This is a genomic window from Rhodococcus sp. A14, assembly GCF_011603105.1.
GTDB classification, from domain to species: Bacteria; Actinomycetota; Actinomycetes; order Mycobacteriales; family Mycobacteriaceae; genus Rhodococcus_F; species Rhodococcus_F opacus.
Genome location: NZ_JAAOQS010000006.1, coordinates 1 through 14,890, shown reverse-complemented (window position 1 = coordinate 14,890; position 14,890 = coordinate 1). Strand labels below are relative to the sequence as shown.

Sequence of the window (14,890 nt, the reverse complement as noted above, 5' to 3'; positions counted from 1 at the left end):
CGAGGGAAGTGGTTCGTGTAGGAGGTCTCCGGGGCGTAAGTACCCCTGTAGGCAGCCCCACCAAGCGGTTTCCAGCCTTGCGCGCCCACCTCACACGAGGGGCCTCTCCGATCCGGAGGGGCCTTCTTCGTCTCTTCAGAGCCTCACCACGGTGACGTGGTGCGCGATCTTCGCTCGCATGCTGCCACTTCGCCCCCAGGCCCACGCGTGCACGTCGGGGATCCACAGCAGCGGGTTGGTGGGCAACCGCGCATTGTCGTAGCAGATGCAACAAGCAGGGCGTGATCTCGCTGAGCGCGACATCCATTTGTCACGCGAGCAAGTCTTCCGGCTGGTCACCAAGACACCGCAGCGACTGAACATGGAGATCCTGGCCGCACTGTGCGACATCCTCAATGTCGGCCCCAGCGACCTGATCGAACCAATCGCGCAACCACGGCACGAGAGCAAGACCGGTACCGAGGAGGCCGGGCCGTCGGGCATCGGCGAGCTCCGGCCCGTCCGCGCCCGTGTCCGTCGACCCGGTCAGGATCGTCCGGGGCCGTCGGTCTGATGGTGCGGTGCAGCACGCTCACTGCCGCGCAGACGCTTGACGCGCTGGTCGCCGAGATCGCGACGGTCGAGCCGGAACTGGCCGAAATGACCGTCCGCGGCATCCTGGAAGTCCTGGTCCCGCGACCCGAGAAACGAACAATCCTCCTGCAGCACTTCGACCGTTTTCCGAATCTGTTGACCTCGGGTGATCCGCTCATCCCTCCCATCGTTCAACGGTTACTCGAACGGTTGGCCGCCGCTGGCGCGGTGAGAATCGTCAGGCCGCGCTGCGCGGTCTGCGGCGGTGAGAAGATCCTGTGCCGACGTCTCGCCGATGGCCGGAAGGCCTGCGCGCATTGCGGACGGGAGGCCGACCCCAAACCGTGCTCCCGGTGCGGAAACATGCGGGTCATCACGCGGCGGACCAGCACCGAGCAGCTCTGCCTACGCTGCTACCGGCACGACCCGATCTCACACAAGACATGTTCGCGCTGCGGACGTAACACCTACGCTGTCGTCCGAATCGAGTCCGGATCGCTCTGCACTACCTGCGCGCCACGCAAACTCGAGCGATGCGGCCAATGCGGGCACGACCGCAATCCACGAACGATCCTGCTCGGAGCACCCATATGCCGGCTCTGCTACGAACAGCTGCGCCGCAATCCTGGCACCTGCCCCGCATGCGCGCAGATCAAGATCCTCGCCTACCTCTCCGACGACGAACGCCGAATCTGCGCGACATGCGCTGGTGAACGTTCTCCGTTCGCGTGCGCCGACTGCGGACGCGAGGACCACCAATACGGACGAAGATGCGCGGTCTGCGTGCTCACCGAACGAGCCACTGCTCTGCTCAACACCGTCGACGGCACCGTCAATCGTGCCCTCGAGCCCGTCCTTTCTGCCCTCCTTGCTGTCGACCGGCCCAAATCGACCCTGTTCTGGCTCCAGCAAAGCCACGGGGCCGACCTGTTGCGGCGCATGGCCATCGGCGATATCGAAATCAGCCACGACGCTCTGGACGCCTTGCCACGCACGCGCGCACTGGACTACCTCAGGGACTTCCTCGCCGCCCTGGGCGTCCTGCCGCCGCAGCACGTCGAGCTCGAACGCCTCACCCCCTGGCTGCGCACCATCCTCGCCGACCTGCCCGTTGCCGATGCCCGAGTGGTGCACCCCTACGCCGAATGGCACGTGCTCCGTCGCACCCGAGCAAAGGCCGACCGTGGACGACTCACCGCCGCCGGCGCCCGCAACGTCGGGCACTGATCCGCACCGCTGGCCACTTCCTCGGCTGGCTCACCGAGCACGGCACAACGCTGACGACGGCACGGCAATCCCACCTGGACGAGTACCTCGTCGGACACCCCGGCCGCGTCCGGTTCCTCGACGGATTCCTCACCTGGGCACACGACCGACGCCTCATCGCCGACCGCCGCGCACCCCGTCAGCAGCGCAGCGAGCCCGATGTCACGCTCGCCGACGATCATCGCTGGACGATCGTCGAGGAACTTCTCCACGACGAGACCCTGCCCCTCGATACCCGTGTCGCGGGCCTGTTTGTCCTACTCTTCGGACAACCCGTCACACGAATCTGCCGCATGACACCCGACCAGATCGCCACTATAGGCCCCGAGGTCACCGTCCGATTCGGCGACGATCCCATCCTTCTTCCCACACCGCTCGACGAACTCACCCGCGCATTACTACACCGTCGTGGAAGAGCCTCTTACGCAAGCAAACCCAACCGCTGGTTGTTTCCAGGTGGACACCCCGGCCGACATCGCAGCGCAGACGTGCTCCGCAACCAACTCGCACAGGCCGGGGTCACCGTCCGTCCGGCGCGAAACGCCGCACTCCTCCAGCTCGCAGCAGAAGTTCCCGCACCTATCCTCGCTGACCTCCTCGGCATCAAACCGGGCACCGCTGTCAACTGGGCTGCTCTGGCTTCACAAGACTGGGCCGGCTACACCGCGCTACGCGCCGAGAACCGGACGGAGAGCTCCGGGAATATCGCGCACAACGAATAACGGATCTCCACCAGTACGGTCGTGGGTGTACACGAACGGGGGATTGCCACCGAGTTCGTCGCGGATGATGCGGTTGTCTTCGCGGTCCTGATCGCAGGACTCGATGACCACGTTGGTCACCGACATTTGTGCCAGGTCGCGGACGGCAGCGGCCGGGGTGACATCGCGGGCCTGCCGCTCATTCACCTTCTTCGAGGTCATCAGGTAGATCCGGCTGGTCGCTTCGAGCCGGGCCACTTCGGAGACGATCTTCGGGGCCAGCTTCTTTCCGACACCGGTCATGTGGATCCGCGAATGCCCGGGCGGCCGGAGCGCGTTCATCTGCTTGCGGATGCTCGTGAGGTCGCCGGGGGCGACGGTCACGGCGCACAGGGCGTACTCGCCCCGTTTGGATTCGTCGATGAACGCATGCACGCGAAGCAGTCTCTCACCCGCTGTCGACAACCTTCGCAGGCTTGTCGGCCTCGAGCCCCGGCCAGCCTTCCGGCGTATGCGGCGAAGGAAGAATGGAATTGTCAGAACACCCGCATAGGCTCGGCCGCATGTACCCCGGGTTGATGGACGCCATCATGACCATGCGTTTCGAGCACGAATGGCTGTCCGACGAGTTCGTGGCCGAATCGAAGCGTCAGGCCGAAAACGAGACGGCGAAAAAACACCACTACGTACCGCAGATGTACTTGCGCCGATGGGCCGTCAACAAGTTGGTACAACCCGTCCAGGTCGACACCGGCGACGTGCATCCTCCCCAGCCACCGAAAGATGTGGCACACGAGAAGAACTTCTACAGCCTCCCGGCAACCGACAGCACCATGGACACCCCGCTCAAGTGGATCGAGAAGCATCTGTCCCGCATTGAGGACACCTGCGCGCACCGGCTGGATTCGCTTGAGAAGTGGGGCGCTGGAGTGGTTTCGGACGATGCCCTGAAGAAGGACCTCGCCGTATTCCTCGGCATGCAGATCACGCGGACGGTCAGTAACCGTGAGCGCACCCTGGTCCTCGTCAACGGCCCGGATGCGGCCAAGTGGGAGTTCCTGAAGCAATCAGGTCTCGGCCCGGAAGCGATCGAGGAATCGATGTCCAAGCGGCAGGACGACCCGAAGCACGAGGCCCTCGACCTGATGATCAAGGACGTCCAGAACGTCACGGCGCTCGGACTTCATCTCCGAGAATGGGCCGTGTACCGCACGGACGCGCCTCTCGTCACTTGCGATGCCCCGGTCATTTTCCTCGCGGGGCCTCCGAACACCAGGGACCGCGCGGGTGTGGCTGGGAACAGTGCGGTCGCCCTCTACCCGCTGAATCCATATCAGGTGTTGGTGATGTTGAAGCCTGGACTGCACCATCGTGGCCCGTACCGGCTCGACCACACCGAAACGGACAGCATCAATACCGAGGTCGTCGCAGCCGCCACCAAGACGACGTTCGAGCGGCCCGGAGACGAGATCGCGGTCAAGATCGAGGTTCCCCCATGGCCCGAGCGGCAGGAACTCGATGACGAGACAGTCGCACGCCTCAGTCCCCAATCAGCCTTGAAAGAACTCCTTACCGATGCGGCTCCTCGTACGCGGTGGGTCGACCTGCACACGGCACCGCCTTGGCCCGTGCCGCGATGGTACGGAAACTAGGATGGCCGAAATCACTGAGGTCGAGGTCTCCGGTCTTCCGAGTCCTGACCGATGTGGGTCGAACTGGGCCAGTAGGTTTCGGTAGTCTGAGTTGCGTTCGGTCGAGAGGCCGGCAACACGCGTGGGAGCGAGTTACTGGTTTGGTCACCGGAATGCTTCTACCCTCGGTAGACCCGACTTGCGGGTTGGGTCCGAGCGTGGCAGGCCGTCAATTGGGACACTAATGCCTGCCACGCTTCGTCATATCTGCGGGTGTGTTCGACGCAGCGGGAGGGGATCTGGTGGCGTACAACGTGAGCCCGGACGCGCCACCGACCCGCCTGGACCCGGAGGCCGGCACCAGCACCACTCCCGCGTCGAAGCCCGCAGGCTATCGTTCCGCCGACACGTACAAAGACCGCGCACAGGAGCGTGACTCGGCGCGGGAGCTCGACCGGATGGTCGAGGACGCCGAATTCACCCGTGCTCGGAAAGACCTGGAGCGGGCCTTCCCGCGAGCGACAGTGCCCGAGGTCTCCGAACGCAAACGCCGCGAGCTGCCGATCCCGGATTCGATTCGCCACCCGCCGAGTTCACGCCAGCGCAAGGTGCGCTCGGTGAACAAGCACAAGGCGCAGTCGCGGTTGCCGGCCGTCGGTTACACCGCGGTGAAGACCCTGATCGACGACCTGGACCGGTGGAAGACGGTCGGCGAGGCGTTGTCTAAGGCACGCGGTGACGCGCAGCAACTGGAGGAGAAGATGCGGTCCCAGGTCCAGCGGGTGGACCGGGCGATTCAGACCGCGGAACGGTGGGGCGACCGAGGCCACATCCTCTACTGCGCGGTCACGCTCCCGCACACGGTGCCGCAGGAAGCGGTCAATCTGCCCGTGACCCTGCAGCCGGGTGCGCGGTTGGATTTCGACCGGCACACGATGGCCGCGCACACGGTTCATCAACTCGACGAGGCGCTCGGGGAGCGAGAGGTGGTGTTCGAGATCGAGACCGACCGCGGGATGTACTTGGGCCGGTCAGACACCGTCGATGACACCACGCACCTGCTGCCGCGGGGGATGCGCTTTGAGGTGGTCTCTGCCGGTGAGGGGCGATACCGTCGCCCGGACGGGAGCATCGGCCGGCGGATGATCGTGCAGCTGCGAGATGTCACCGAGGAATGAGGGATGTGATGGGACTGTTCACCGACGACAAGGGCCGGCCGGAGCTGGTCGCGAATCCCGCGATTCTGCTGCAAGGAGCCCATTACCGCCCCGCTGATGAGCAATCCGTGAGTGAAGCCGAGGAGGAGACCCCGAAGCAACGCGCCCGCCGGGAGCTGAAGAAGCGAATGACCGACGAGCGGCTCGCGAAACAGAAAACCGAAGGCACCAACCCTGAGAAGGGGTAAACACCTCCGGCTCATCCTGTGCATCCGCAGTAACCAAACTCTAGCCCAATCTTGCCCACGCACTAGACAGCACGCCCTTGTTCGAGCGGCCCCCGGCACCGGCGATCAGACGATCCGGGGGACATGTCATCACCCCTGGTGAAAACCACATTCCGTAGTGTTCGGTGCGGCGGTCAGGAAGGGGCGCACTTCGAGCCATTCGTGGATCGGCTTGCCACCCGCACCCGGGGCCGCGGACAACTCGCCGGCCAGCTCGAGCGCCCGCTCGTGGGTCTCGACGTCGATCACCATCCAGCCGGCGATCACGTCCTTGGTCTCCGCGAACGGGCCGTCGGTGACCGGCGGCCGGCCCTCGCCGTCGTACCGGACGAACATGCCCTCCGCGGAAAGTGCCTGACTGTCGACGAACTCGCCGGTGCCCTCCAGCCTGGCGGCGAAGTCGTTCATGTACTGCACGTGGGCGGAGATTTCCTCCGGGGTCCACTGGTCCATGGGCACGTCGTTGAGCGATGCGGGCGCGCCGCGGTAGTGCTTGAGCAGTAGGTACTTGGCCATCATGTTCTCCTTGGTGCGGTACGGCCCATTCTGGCCGTTTCACTCCGGGGACGGCGCCGCGCGCGGGTTCTCGACATCGCACGGCGACATTTCCTAGCTCAGTTGTCGGATGCGGGGGAGTACATCGACGAGTTGCTCGAAGGGGGCGGGCCACCCGCGGCGTAGCCAGGTGAGACGGCCGCGGTCGAGGTGGCCACCGTCGATGAGGTGGGAGAGGCGGTGTTGCTGCGCGGGGACGCCCAGCTCACGGAGTTTGGCGTAGACGGGATTCACCGGGAGCCGGTGGCGGGCGATGTGCGCCCAGACGTCGGTGGTGGTCCAGTCCCAGATCGGCCCGTACGCGGTGGTGCCGTCGGCACGGGAGATGATGCCGTCGCGGCGGCAACCTCGGGTGTAGAGGTGCCAGCGGGCGGCGGATTCGTCGGCCCGCACTACATCAGCACCTGCCCTCGTCCGGATCGTCCACGTCGGATACGACGACCGGAAGCCGACTCGTATTCGGGGCTCAGCCGGTGTTGGCGCCCCGGTGTCGGCTGTAGTAGCCGGCCATCAGCCGCCAGTAGACCAGCAGCAGCGCCATCATGACCGCGGTGGCACCGGCTGCCGGTGCGGCGCGGCGTCGCCGGGCGGCGATCAGTGCGGTGATGCCGGCCAGCGTGGCCGCCGCGTTTACCGCCATCGCGGTGTCGCGTGGCCGCTCGGTGATCCAGAGTTCTTCGCCGAGCACCGCCCGGGTGGACCAAGCGTGCTCGTCCGCCGGTTCGGGAAGATCACGGGGTTGGCGGCCATCCAGGCACCGACGATCGCGGCATGGCTCCACTGCCGTGTCGACAGAGGAACGAGCACAAGAGGGGTGCTCAGCCAGCGAGTCCAGGCACTCCACGGGTTGGAGTGGCGAGCGAAGACCTCGTGTTTGAGATCGGCGAAACCGCGTGGCATGTCAGGATCTATCTTCCGGCCCGCGCGCCAGCGTTCGATCACCGCGGGCGCTGCGAGACGTGTCTTGCCGCACCCAACCCGGACCGAGCAACGTGACGAGCCTCCCCGGGGCCACGAGGACGGCGATCTCTCGGAGTTCACGGGCACAGCCGATGAACCTGGAAAGGTCGGACGGCAGCGTGTCGATGTCAGTCATCTGCGCAAAGTCTGGCACCGCCGCGCGGCGCCGGGAACGAGCTGGATCGGCTCGCAGCGAGTTGGAGTCGCCGCGCCAGCAGGAAGGCCGGCAGCCCCACGCTCACTGCGGCGGCGATGCTGAGCAGGGGATAGAGGCGCCAGTACCGCAAACCGATCCCTGAGAGGATGCGCATGATGATCGACAAGCAGAGCGCCCGGTGCTGTCAGGGATCACTTGTGGGGCCGGCCCCTGCGTCCGAATGCCGTGCGGTGCATCAGGCGAGTTCCGACTCGGCATCGAAGCGTGTGCGTGCGTTTTCGATCTCGGGCATGTGGGTTTCGGCCCAGCCGAGGAGGACATCGACCGGATGGCGAAGGGTCTTGCCGAGCGGGGTGACCCGGTACTCGACGGCGACCGGGCGAGAGCTGAGAAGTTCGCGCTCGATGATGCCGTTGCGTTCGAGTCGACGCAGGGTGGCGGTCAAAGATTTCTGTGTCACTGAAGGGATCGCGCGGCGCAGATCGTTGAAGCGGCTTGGGCGCTCGCACAGTTCGTTGAGCACCGCCAATGACCACTTGTCGAGAATCTGATCAAGCAGCTCTCGATGAGGCGGGGTGATCGTGAGTTCGTCGCGAACGGCCTGGGGAGTATCTCGCATGCTACCTAGTCTCATTGAAGTGACTTCTGTATACCAGGTATTAAAGGTATACCTATCAGGTCGATATTCGAGGAGAACCTTCATGACCGTTCAGTACTTCACCCCCGATGGAATGACGCAGCCCACTCCGTATCACCACGTCGCTGTCGGTTCCGGAACCCGACACGTCCACGTCGCAGGTCATCCCTGAAAGTGCGGGGTCCTGTCAACCCCTGCTCGACCTGCTGTTTTGCTCGTTTTCGGCCTCCAAGCGGGCAGCGCTGGGTGAGGGCCCCGTCGGTCAGGACGGAGCGCCCGCAGCGCAGTGAGGACGAACGGTCTTGACCGTGGCCCGGCCCGGCGCAGACTGGTCATCGGCCCCGGAAGCGATGAATTCGGTTGTGGGAGTAAACGGTCTCCAATGTAATGCGGGTGGTTGGGGCAGGCCGGGTTTCCTCGGCTGTCGGTCATCCCTTCGCCCGGGGGTGCGGGCATGGAGCGGTGCGCTGGCAATACGCGGGGTCAATCAGATCCGCGACCACGCCGATGACACGGGGGTCAGACCTGACAACGGCCGCGCGCGTGTTGCGTCCGGGGTGCTCACGCCGCCGCCTTGTGGCGGGTCAACGCGCGGATCTCTCCGTCGCGCAGCCCGTAGTAGACGAGGGTGAGCAGTTTGCGGGCCGCGGCGACCTTGGCAATGTTCCTGCCGCGGCGGGCCTCGATGCGTTTGCGGTCGACCGAGATCTTCGCGCCGGCCGGTTGCCGCTGGATGGCCTCCACCGCCGCCCAGCGCACCAGCTTGGAACCCTGTTTCGTGATGTGCCCGCGGTGGACGACGGTGTCGGACTCGCGGTGCTTGGGCGTCAGGCCGGCCCACGAACACAGGTGACTGGGGTCGGCGAAGCGGTGCACGTCCCCGATCTCCGCGACGAACACGGCACCGAAGGTGGGACCGACCCCGGGCAGCTGCTGAATCGCCCGATAACCAGGATGGTCACGCAACTCGGTGGCAATCTGGTCGAAGAATCGTCTCTCGTGCGCGTCGAGGACGTCGATCAGCTCGAGCAGCGAAATCACCCGCTGCGCGTACGCGACGCCGAGCGGGACCCGCGTCAGACGCTCACGTCCCTCGACGCCGAACAGGTCCGATACCGGGATCAACACCCCGGCTTTGGCGAGCACCGAGTGCACCTGGGCCTTGAGGCTCGACCGCATCGCGACGAGCTTGGCTCTGTAGCGAACCAGTTCCCGCAGTTCCCGCGTCGGCGGCGGGGCGATCCATGCCTCGGGCAACCGGTTCATCCGCAACAGATCCGCCAGATCCCTGGCGTCACGAACGTCGTTCTTCACCCGCCTGTACCGGAAACCCTTGACACCCAGAGGATGTGCAAGATGCACCGTGGCACCGGCTCCCTGCAGGGTGTCGACCGCCCAGTACCAGCCATAGGTTGCTTCCAGTACCACCTCCGGATGCTCTCCGGCCTTCTCGAGCTGCAGGGCCAGTGAGGCGGGGTCGTTGACGATTCGCGTCACCGCGAGTTGCTCACCGGAATCGGTTTGGCGGACGATCACCGAGCGTTGCCGGTGCAGATCGATCCCGACAAACTGTTTTCCGTCATACTCACTCATAGGGGCCTCCTCCGACACGTGTGGATATGACACCCCCAGCATTCGCCGGGAACCACGAGGAGCGGGAGGCCCCGCCCCTTTCATCGCATCAGATCGCACGGCTCGCCGATGGAACCCCGGTTGCCCAAGGTGATCTCGCGGGGCAGGTCGCCCAAGCGCTCCGCAACACCGCGACAGGGCTGACCGGGGTGGGCGCGACCTTCGACGACGTCCTCCGGCTGACCTTTTACGTCACGGACTGGAAGCCCGAGAAGATCGGTGAGTTCATGGCCGGTGTCGAGCAGGTCGCCGAGGAGATCGGGCTCACGCTGCCGCTGCCGCCGACATCGCTCATCGGCGTGGACTACCTGTTCGAGCCGGATGTGCTCGTCGAAGTCGAGGCGACCGCCCTCATCGACTGACCGAATTCCGCGGGGCGCTTGTGCTGCAACAGCAACCGAGCGCCTGCGCGGGGGGCAGCGCCCACCAAACAGTCCTGGTTACCCATCCGCTCTCGGGACGAGCGCTGACCCTTGCGAGTGCGCGCTGGGCGCCGATCCCGTCCCGGTGCAGGTTCGGCGTGCGGGACGAGTGGGCGCTGTGCTATTCCCGTCGAAGTGAGCCCATCCGCAGGTACTCTGGGTCCCTCACGAGGCGGGGTCCACCCACTCTGCCGAGCATCCCTGTGGCGCCCGGAGCCGGGCGTCACACGCAAAATCTCGGATAGAGTAGCCGAATGCGTCGGGCAACTTCGACATCGCTGAGTGCGTGGTACAGCGAGGTGTTCGACATCGGCCTCGACACCCTTTGGAGATGCGTCACGGCGCACCACCACACCAAGCTCGGGGGTAGTCCCGGCTACTACGTCGTCTGGCGCGGCGCTGGCGTTCACGTGTCGCTTCCCGACGCCGCTGGGGCGGAGACGACTCGCTGTCTGTCCCGCCAGCCCGCCGGAGTCCTGCGAGGAAGCGCGTGAGCGACACGAGCACCGGCACCGGCAAAGTGGTCGTGAACAGGGCGATGTCGCTCGACGGCTTCATCGCCGGTCCCGACCACGCGATGGACTGGATCCTCGACCTCATGAGCGCGGCCGCGTTCCCGGAGGTCATGGCGGCCACGGGCGCCATGCTCATTGGCCGGGGCACCTACGAGGTCGCCAAGCAGATGGCCGACGAGGACACCACCTACGACGGGGGGCCCGAGTTCGTCCTCACCCACGAGCCGCCGGACGAGCCGGACCCAGGGGTCACGTTCCTCACCTGCGACATCGCGGAAGCCGTCGCCACGGCGCTCAACGCTGCGGGCGGCAAAAACCTGGAGATCCTCGGTGCCGACGTGGCCAGCCAGTGCCTGCAGCGAGGGCTCGTCGACGAGATCCTGGTGTATGTCCTGCCGGTGCTTCTCGGCGACGGTATCCGCTTCTCGACCCCAGGCCTCGGCAGGATCGACCTGGAACCGTTCAGCAACACGCAGTCGGGCCCCGTCACCATGCTCCGATTCCGCGTCCGCAAATGATCCCGGCGGTCCGTCCCTGAATGGCACGAGCACCATCTCAGCTCGATTGCCAGGCGGGACGTGCGATGGGACCGCCTGACTCGTTGCACGAAGAGACAGGCGCAACATCACCGGGTGGCCGCAAGGCGATCGCCTATGGGCGAATGCCTTGAGATCGGGCAACGGCACCTAGCCTTGGACGGTTGGGCGGATGGTGATATCGCCGATTTCGACGTCGTGGGGTTGTTCGATGGCAAACGCGATGGCGCGGGCGACGGCTTCCGGCGGGATGGCGAATTCGTTCATGTTCCGCTGGATCTGCGCGCGGACCTGGGCATCGTCGATGGAATCGGCGAGATCGGTCCGGACCACGCCGGGCGACACCGACGTTGTCCGCAGTACGCCGTCGGTCGATTCTTGCCGCAGTCCTTCCAACAGGGTGCGGACGGCGTTCTTGGTTCCGGCGTAGACCGCCTGGGTGGGGACGATCTTCAGGCCGGACGTCGACACGGTGGTCACGAGATGCCCCTCGCCCTGTCGACGGAATATCGGAAGTGCCGCGGCGATGCCGTGGAGCACCCCACGGAGGTTGACGTCGATCATCGCCGACCAGCCGTCGACGTCAAGGTCTGCCATGTTCCCGATCTTGCTAATTCCGGCATTGTTCACCAGTACATCGAGTCTGCCGAACTCCTCTACGGCGCGGCCGACGAGCCGCTCGAGGTCCTCGGGGCGGGTGACATCAGTAGTGCAGGTGGCAGTACGTCCACCACGTTCACGGATGCCCTGGGCGAGCTCGTCGAGACGCTCGGTCCGACGCGCACCGAGGACGACCGCCGCGCCGCGCTCGGCGAGCAGGCGGGCGGTTGCCTCACCGATGCCACTGCTCGCGCCGGTGATGGCGACAACCTTGCCGTTGATGGCTGACATGTGGAATCCCTTCACTTAAAGTGGACATGTGTCCGCTTACGTTTCAGGTTAGCGGACACGTGTCCGCTTACTCAAGTCGTCATGCAGAGGACAGATGAACGCACCCCGCCGCCGCTCCGACGCTGCCGAGAATCGCGCTCGGATTATCGAGACCGCACGAACGGTCATCGCGAACTCAGACGAGCTGAGGCTCAACGCGATCGCCAAGCAGGCAGGGGTCGGCCAGGGCACCCTGTACCGCCACTTTCCGACTCGAGATGACCTGCTGGCCGAGGTCTATCGCAACGATGTCGAACAGCTCGTTGCGGCCGCGCCGGCGTTCCTCGCCGAGCATGAGCCGCTCAAGGCGCTGGCTTGCTGGTTCAACCGGGTGGCGGACTATGCACGAATCAAGCGTGGAGTGTTCGCCGCAGTCGAGACGGCGGTATGGCGGGACCTCTCCGCGCACAGCCTCGGTCCGATCGGTGATGCGGTGACAATGCTCCTTGCCGCCGGCAAAGCCGACGGAACGATCCGCGCCGATGTCGACGCCCGTGACGTCATCCTCCTCATCGGCTACCTGTCCCGGCTCGACGAGACCGAATGGGACACTCGAGCCCGGCACCTGCTCAGCATCGTCCTCGACGGATTGCGCCGGCGCGAGTAGCGAACGTTGATCGGCACGTCTTGCCGGATGCGTTGGGGGAGACAGCCGAACCGTTGATTCCGCCGTTCGCCACCCGACCACAGGGCGGCGGCAGCGCACCGGTCGACGACCGAGCGGTGTTCACCGCGGTCGTGTTCGTGCTGATCAGCGGATGCGCCTGGCGGCCTCTGCCGCCTTCGTTCGGGATCACGGTCCCGACAAGACGTCGACCCAGAACGTGGTGTAGACGAACCCGGCCAACGTCCAACCGTAGGTGAAGTCGGCGACCCACCACTGGTCCGGGCGCTGCGGTGCGTCCCAGTTCCGCTCGATCAGATCGGGGTGCCGCGGCGCCCGATCGTCGGGCTGGGTGGTGATCGTGTGGTGTTTGCCGCGGACGGCTCCGGTGATGCCGGTGATCGCCATCAGGCGGGACATCTGATCGCGCCCAATGTCGTTGCCTACTACATCTGCCCGGTCCCGCCGACACCGAACCTGCCGAGCCGGTGCGGGTGGCCGGCAGCCGCTGGGCGATAGGGGAGTGCTCCCAGACCACCAAGAACGAGACCTGCCTCGACCACTACCAGATCCGCGGGTACCCGACCTGGTACCGGCACATCGACCTGTCGATGGCCGTGGCCGCCATCCTGACGATCCTGCGCCGTGGCGCTCAAAAAGGGGATCTGACACTGTCTCGGCCCGAGTCGTATCTCAGTATGAAGTCGGCTCAGCGAAATTGCTCTCCGCTCTATAGATCTCCGCGCTCGACGACTATAGCCAGGCCTGGATGACCGGTCGACGATCCTCGGTCGGGCGACTATTGACCAGACGCGAAGCCGATGTATTTGGTCTCGAGGTACTCCTCGATGCCTTCGGTGCCGCCTTCGCTGCCGAGTCCGGACTGCTTGACTCCACCGAACGGTGCGGCGACGTCGGAGATGACGCCGCGGTTGACGCCGACCATGCCGCTCTCGAGCTTGTCGGCGACGCGGAATGCCCGGTCGACGTTCTGGGTGTAGATGTATGCGGCGAGACCGTATTCGGTGTCGTTGGCGGCGGCGACGCCCTCGGCTTCGGTGTCGAAGCCGGTGATCGCGGCGACGGGTCCGAAGATCTCCTCGCGGACGATGCGCGCGTTCGCGGGCACCTCGTCGAGGACGGTGGGTTGGAAGAAGTAGCCGGGACCGTCGACGGACTTGCCGCCGGTGCGGACCCGGGCGCCCGCGGCGACGGCGTCGTCGACGAGGGACGCCACGTTGCGGCGCTGCTTCTCGTTGACGAGGGGGCCGACGTTGGTGCCGTCGTCGCTGCCCGGTCCGACGGTGAGTGCGGCGATCCGGTCGGTGAGCTTGGTGGTGAATTCCTCGCGCACCGAGTTCGCGACGATCAGGCGGTTGGCGGCGGTGCAGGCCTCGCCGCCGTTGCGCATCTTCGCGGCCATCGCGCCCTCGACCGCGGCGTCGATGTCGGCGTCGTCGAAGACCACGAACGGGGCGTTGCCGCCGAGTTCCATCGAGGTGCGCAGCACCTGCTGGGCGGACTGCTCGATGAGGATCTTGCCGACCCGGGTGGATCCGGTGAACGTCACCTTCCGCAGCCGCGGATCCGCGAGCAGCGGTTCGGTGACGGCGGCGGCGTTCGACGCGGGCAGCACCGACAGCACACCGGCGGGCAGGCCTGCCTCGGCGAAGATCTCGGCGAGCAGCAGCATGGTGAGCGGGGTGTCCTCGGCGGGCTTGACGATGATCGTGCAGCCGGCGGCGAGCGCGGGGCCGATCTTGCGGGTGCCCATCGCGAGCGGGAAGTTCCACGGTGTGACGGCCAGGGTGGGTCCGACCGGAACCTTGGTGACCATGATCCGTCCGCTGCCCGACGGGGACGTGGTGTAGCGGCCCTGGATGCGAACGGCTTCCTCGCTGAACCAGCGCAGGAACTCGGCGCCGTAGTTCACCTCGCCGCGGCTTTCCGGCAGGGCCTTGCCCATCTCCATCGTCATCAGCAGCGCGAGGTCGTCGGTGCGCTCGATGACCTTCTCCCACGCCGAGCGCAGGATGATCGACCGCTGCCGCGGCGCGGTCGCCGCCCATTCCTCCTGGACCGCCGCGGCGGAGTCCAGTGCGCGCATCGCGTCCTTGCCGCCGGCATCGGCGACGTCGGCGATGAGGGTTCCGGTGGCCGGGTCGTAGACCGGGAACGTGCCACCGTCGATCGGGTCGGTCTGGGCGCCGTCGATCCACAGACCGGTGGGCAGGGTGGCGCGGAGCCGTTCGAAATCAGTCATCGGAGTCCTCGTGGTGGGAATGGTGGTGATCGCACGCCTCCGGGGTGGGGGCGACGTCGAGGGC

The 14,890-nt window shown here is 65.8% G+C and carries 17 protein-coding genes and 5 pseudogenes; 12 read left to right on the top strand and 10 right to left on the bottom strand.

Features of this window, described 5'->3' with window-relative positions; genetic code table 11:
• The first annotated feature begins 265 nt into the window (after positions 1-265).
• The 3 genes from G9373_RS05125 to G9373_RS05115 all read left to right on the top strand — a co-directional run bounded on the left by G9373_RS05125 (position 266) and on the right by G9373_RS05115 (position 2,561).
• Entirely contained in the window at positions 266-553 is a 288-nt protein-coding gene (locus G9373_RS05125; RefSeq protein WP_167114197.1) for a helix-turn-helix transcriptional regulator, read from the top strand.
• An 803-nt stretch (positions 554-1,356) separates the two neighbouring features.
• Positions 1,357-1,800 carry a hypothetical protein gene (locus G9373_RS05120; RefSeq protein WP_167114194.1) on the top strand — a complete coding sequence of 148 codons (444 nt, stop codon included), beginning with the start codon at positions 1,357-1,359 and terminating at the stop codon, positions 1,798-1,800.
• Complete coding sequence (locus G9373_RS05115) at positions 1,719-2,561, top strand: hypothetical protein (RefSeq protein ID WP_167114191.1); 843 nt, start codon at positions 1,719-1,721, stop codon at positions 2,559-2,561. Before G9373_RS05120 ends, G9373_RS05115 begins: the two co-directional genes overlap by 82 nt.
• Here the strand turns inward: G9373_RS05115 and G9373_RS05110 are convergent.
• Positions 2,508-2,975 (bottom strand): hypothetical protein, encoded by a 468-nt coding sequence (locus G9373_RS05110; RefSeq protein WP_167114155.1) that lies wholly within the window; start codon positions 2,973-2,975, stop codon positions 2,508-2,510. The genes G9373_RS05115 and G9373_RS05110 overlap by 54 nt on opposite strands.
• 128 nt (positions 2,976-3,103) lie before the next feature.
• Here G9373_RS05110 and G9373_RS05105 point away from each other — a divergent pair, with 128 nt between their 5' ends.
• From G9373_RS05105 to G9373_RS05095, 3 genes are all read left to right on the top strand, one after another.
• On the top strand, positions 3,104-4,192 hold the full coding sequence (locus G9373_RS05105) for a DUF4238 domain-containing protein (protein ID WP_167114188.1): 1,089 nt from the start codon (positions 3,104-3,106) through the stop codon (positions 4,190-4,192).
• Between the two features lie 281 nt (positions 4,193-4,473).
• Complete coding sequence (locus G9373_RS05100) at positions 4,474-5,349, top strand: hypothetical protein (protein WP_167114185.1); 876 nt, start codon at positions 4,474-4,476, stop codon at positions 5,347-5,349.
• 8 nt (positions 5,350-5,357) lie between these two features.
• A complete protein-coding gene (locus G9373_RS05095) occupies positions 5,358-5,576 on the top strand; it encodes a hypothetical protein (RefSeq protein WP_167114182.1) in 219 nt (72 codons plus the stop codon).
• A 129-nt stretch (positions 5,577-5,705) separates the two neighbouring features.
• Here the strand turns inward: G9373_RS05095 and G9373_RS05090 are convergent, their stop codons facing one another.
• The 5 genes and pseudogenes from G9373_RS05090 to G9373_RS05070 form a co-directional block, all read right to left on the bottom strand.
• Positions 5,706-6,131, bottom strand: coding sequence for a YciI family protein (locus G9373_RS05090; RefSeq protein WP_206031595.1), 426 nt, complete (start codon positions 6,129-6,131; stop codon positions 5,706-5,708).
• Between the two features lie 93 nt (positions 6,132-6,224).
• A pseudogene (locus tag G9373_RS05085) lies at positions 6,225-6,563 on the bottom strand (phosphoadenosine phosphosulfate reductase family protein); the annotation flags it as partial.
• A 73-nt stretch (positions 6,564-6,636) separates the two neighbouring features.
• Complete coding sequence (locus G9373_RS48105; RefSeq protein ID WP_338051659.1) at positions 6,637-6,858, bottom strand: hypothetical protein; 222 nt, start codon at positions 6,856-6,858, stop codon at positions 6,637-6,639.
• Positions 6,859-7,071: 213 nt separating this feature from the next.
• A complete protein-coding gene (locus G9373_RS05075) occupies positions 7,072-7,266 on the bottom strand; it encodes a hypothetical protein (protein ID WP_167114176.1) in 195 nt (64 codons plus the stop codon).
• 256 nt (positions 7,267-7,522) lie between these two features.
• A complete protein-coding gene (locus G9373_RS05070) occupies positions 7,523-7,906 on the bottom strand; it encodes a helix-turn-helix domain-containing protein (RefSeq protein WP_167114356.1) in 384 nt (127 codons plus the stop codon).
• Positions 7,907-7,988: 82 nt separating this feature from the next.
• Here G9373_RS05070 and G9373_RS05065 point away from each other — a divergent pair.
• Positions 7,989-8,087 (top strand): annotated as a pseudogene (locus G9373_RS05065) (RidA family protein); the annotation flags it as partial.
• 398 nt (positions 8,088-8,485) lie between these two features.
• On the opposite strand, the gene G9373_RS05060 reads toward G9373_RS05065, so the two are convergent.
• Positions 8,486-9,517: an IS110 family transposase gene (locus G9373_RS05060; protein WP_167114173.1), complete on the bottom strand. Its 1,032-nt coding sequence runs from the start codon at positions 9,515-9,517 to the stop codon at positions 8,486-8,488.
• A 26-nt stretch (positions 9,518-9,543) separates the two neighbouring features.
• On the opposite strand from G9373_RS05060, the gene G9373_RS05055 reads away from it, so the two are divergent.
• Together G9373_RS05055 and G9373_RS05050 are read left to right on the top strand one after the other, a co-directional pair.
• Positions 9,544-9,918: a Rid family hydrolase gene (locus tag G9373_RS05055; protein ID WP_167114170.1), complete on the top strand. Its 375-nt coding sequence runs from the start codon at positions 9,544-9,546 to the stop codon at positions 9,916-9,918.
• 550 nt (positions 9,919-10,468) lie between these two features.
• The gene (locus G9373_RS05050; RefSeq protein WP_167114167.1) at positions 10,469-11,011 is read left to right on the top strand and encodes a dihydrofolate reductase family protein; all 543 of its coding nucleotides are present in this window, start codon (positions 10,469-10,471) and stop codon (positions 11,009-11,011) included.
• A gap of 168 nt (positions 11,012-11,179) precedes the next feature.
• On the opposite strand, the gene G9373_RS05045 is transcribed toward G9373_RS05050, so the two are convergent.
• Positions 11,180-11,920 carry an SDR family oxidoreductase gene (locus G9373_RS05045; protein ID WP_167114164.1) on the bottom strand — a complete coding sequence of 247 codons (741 nt, stop codon included), beginning with the start codon at positions 11,918-11,920 and terminating at the stop codon, positions 11,180-11,182.
• Between the two features lie 94 nt (positions 11,921-12,014).
• Here G9373_RS05045 and G9373_RS05040 point away from each other — a divergent pair, with 94 nt between their 5' ends.
• Positions 12,015-12,566: a TetR/AcrR family transcriptional regulator gene (locus tag G9373_RS05040; protein WP_167114161.1), complete on the top strand. Its 552-nt coding sequence runs from the start codon at positions 12,015-12,017 to the stop codon at positions 12,564-12,566.
• 20 nt (positions 12,567-12,586) lie between these two features.
• Positions 12,587-12,766: pseudogene (locus tag G9373_RS05035) on the top strand (transposase); the annotation flags it as partial.
• Here the strand turns inward: G9373_RS05035 and G9373_RS05030 are convergent.
• Positions 12,762-13,007 (bottom strand): annotated as a pseudogene (locus tag G9373_RS05030) (IS3 family transposase); the annotation flags it as partial. The pseudogenes G9373_RS05035 and G9373_RS05030 overlap by 5 nt on opposite strands.
• Here G9373_RS05030 and G9373_RS05025 point away from each other — a divergent pair.
• Positions 12,993-13,336: pseudogene (locus G9373_RS05025) on the top strand (IS701 family transposase); the annotation flags it as partial. The pseudogenes G9373_RS05030 and G9373_RS05025 overlap by 15 nt on opposite strands.
• Positions 13,337-13,362: 26 nt before the next feature.
• Here G9373_RS05025 and G9373_RS05020 read toward each other — a convergent pair.
• The gene (locus tag G9373_RS05020; protein ID WP_167114158.1) at positions 13,363-14,826 is read right to left on the bottom strand and encodes an NAD-dependent succinate-semialdehyde dehydrogenase; all 1,464 of its coding nucleotides are present in this window, start codon (positions 14,824-14,826) and stop codon (positions 13,363-13,365) included.
• Positions 14,827-14,890 lie beyond the last annotated feature (64 nt).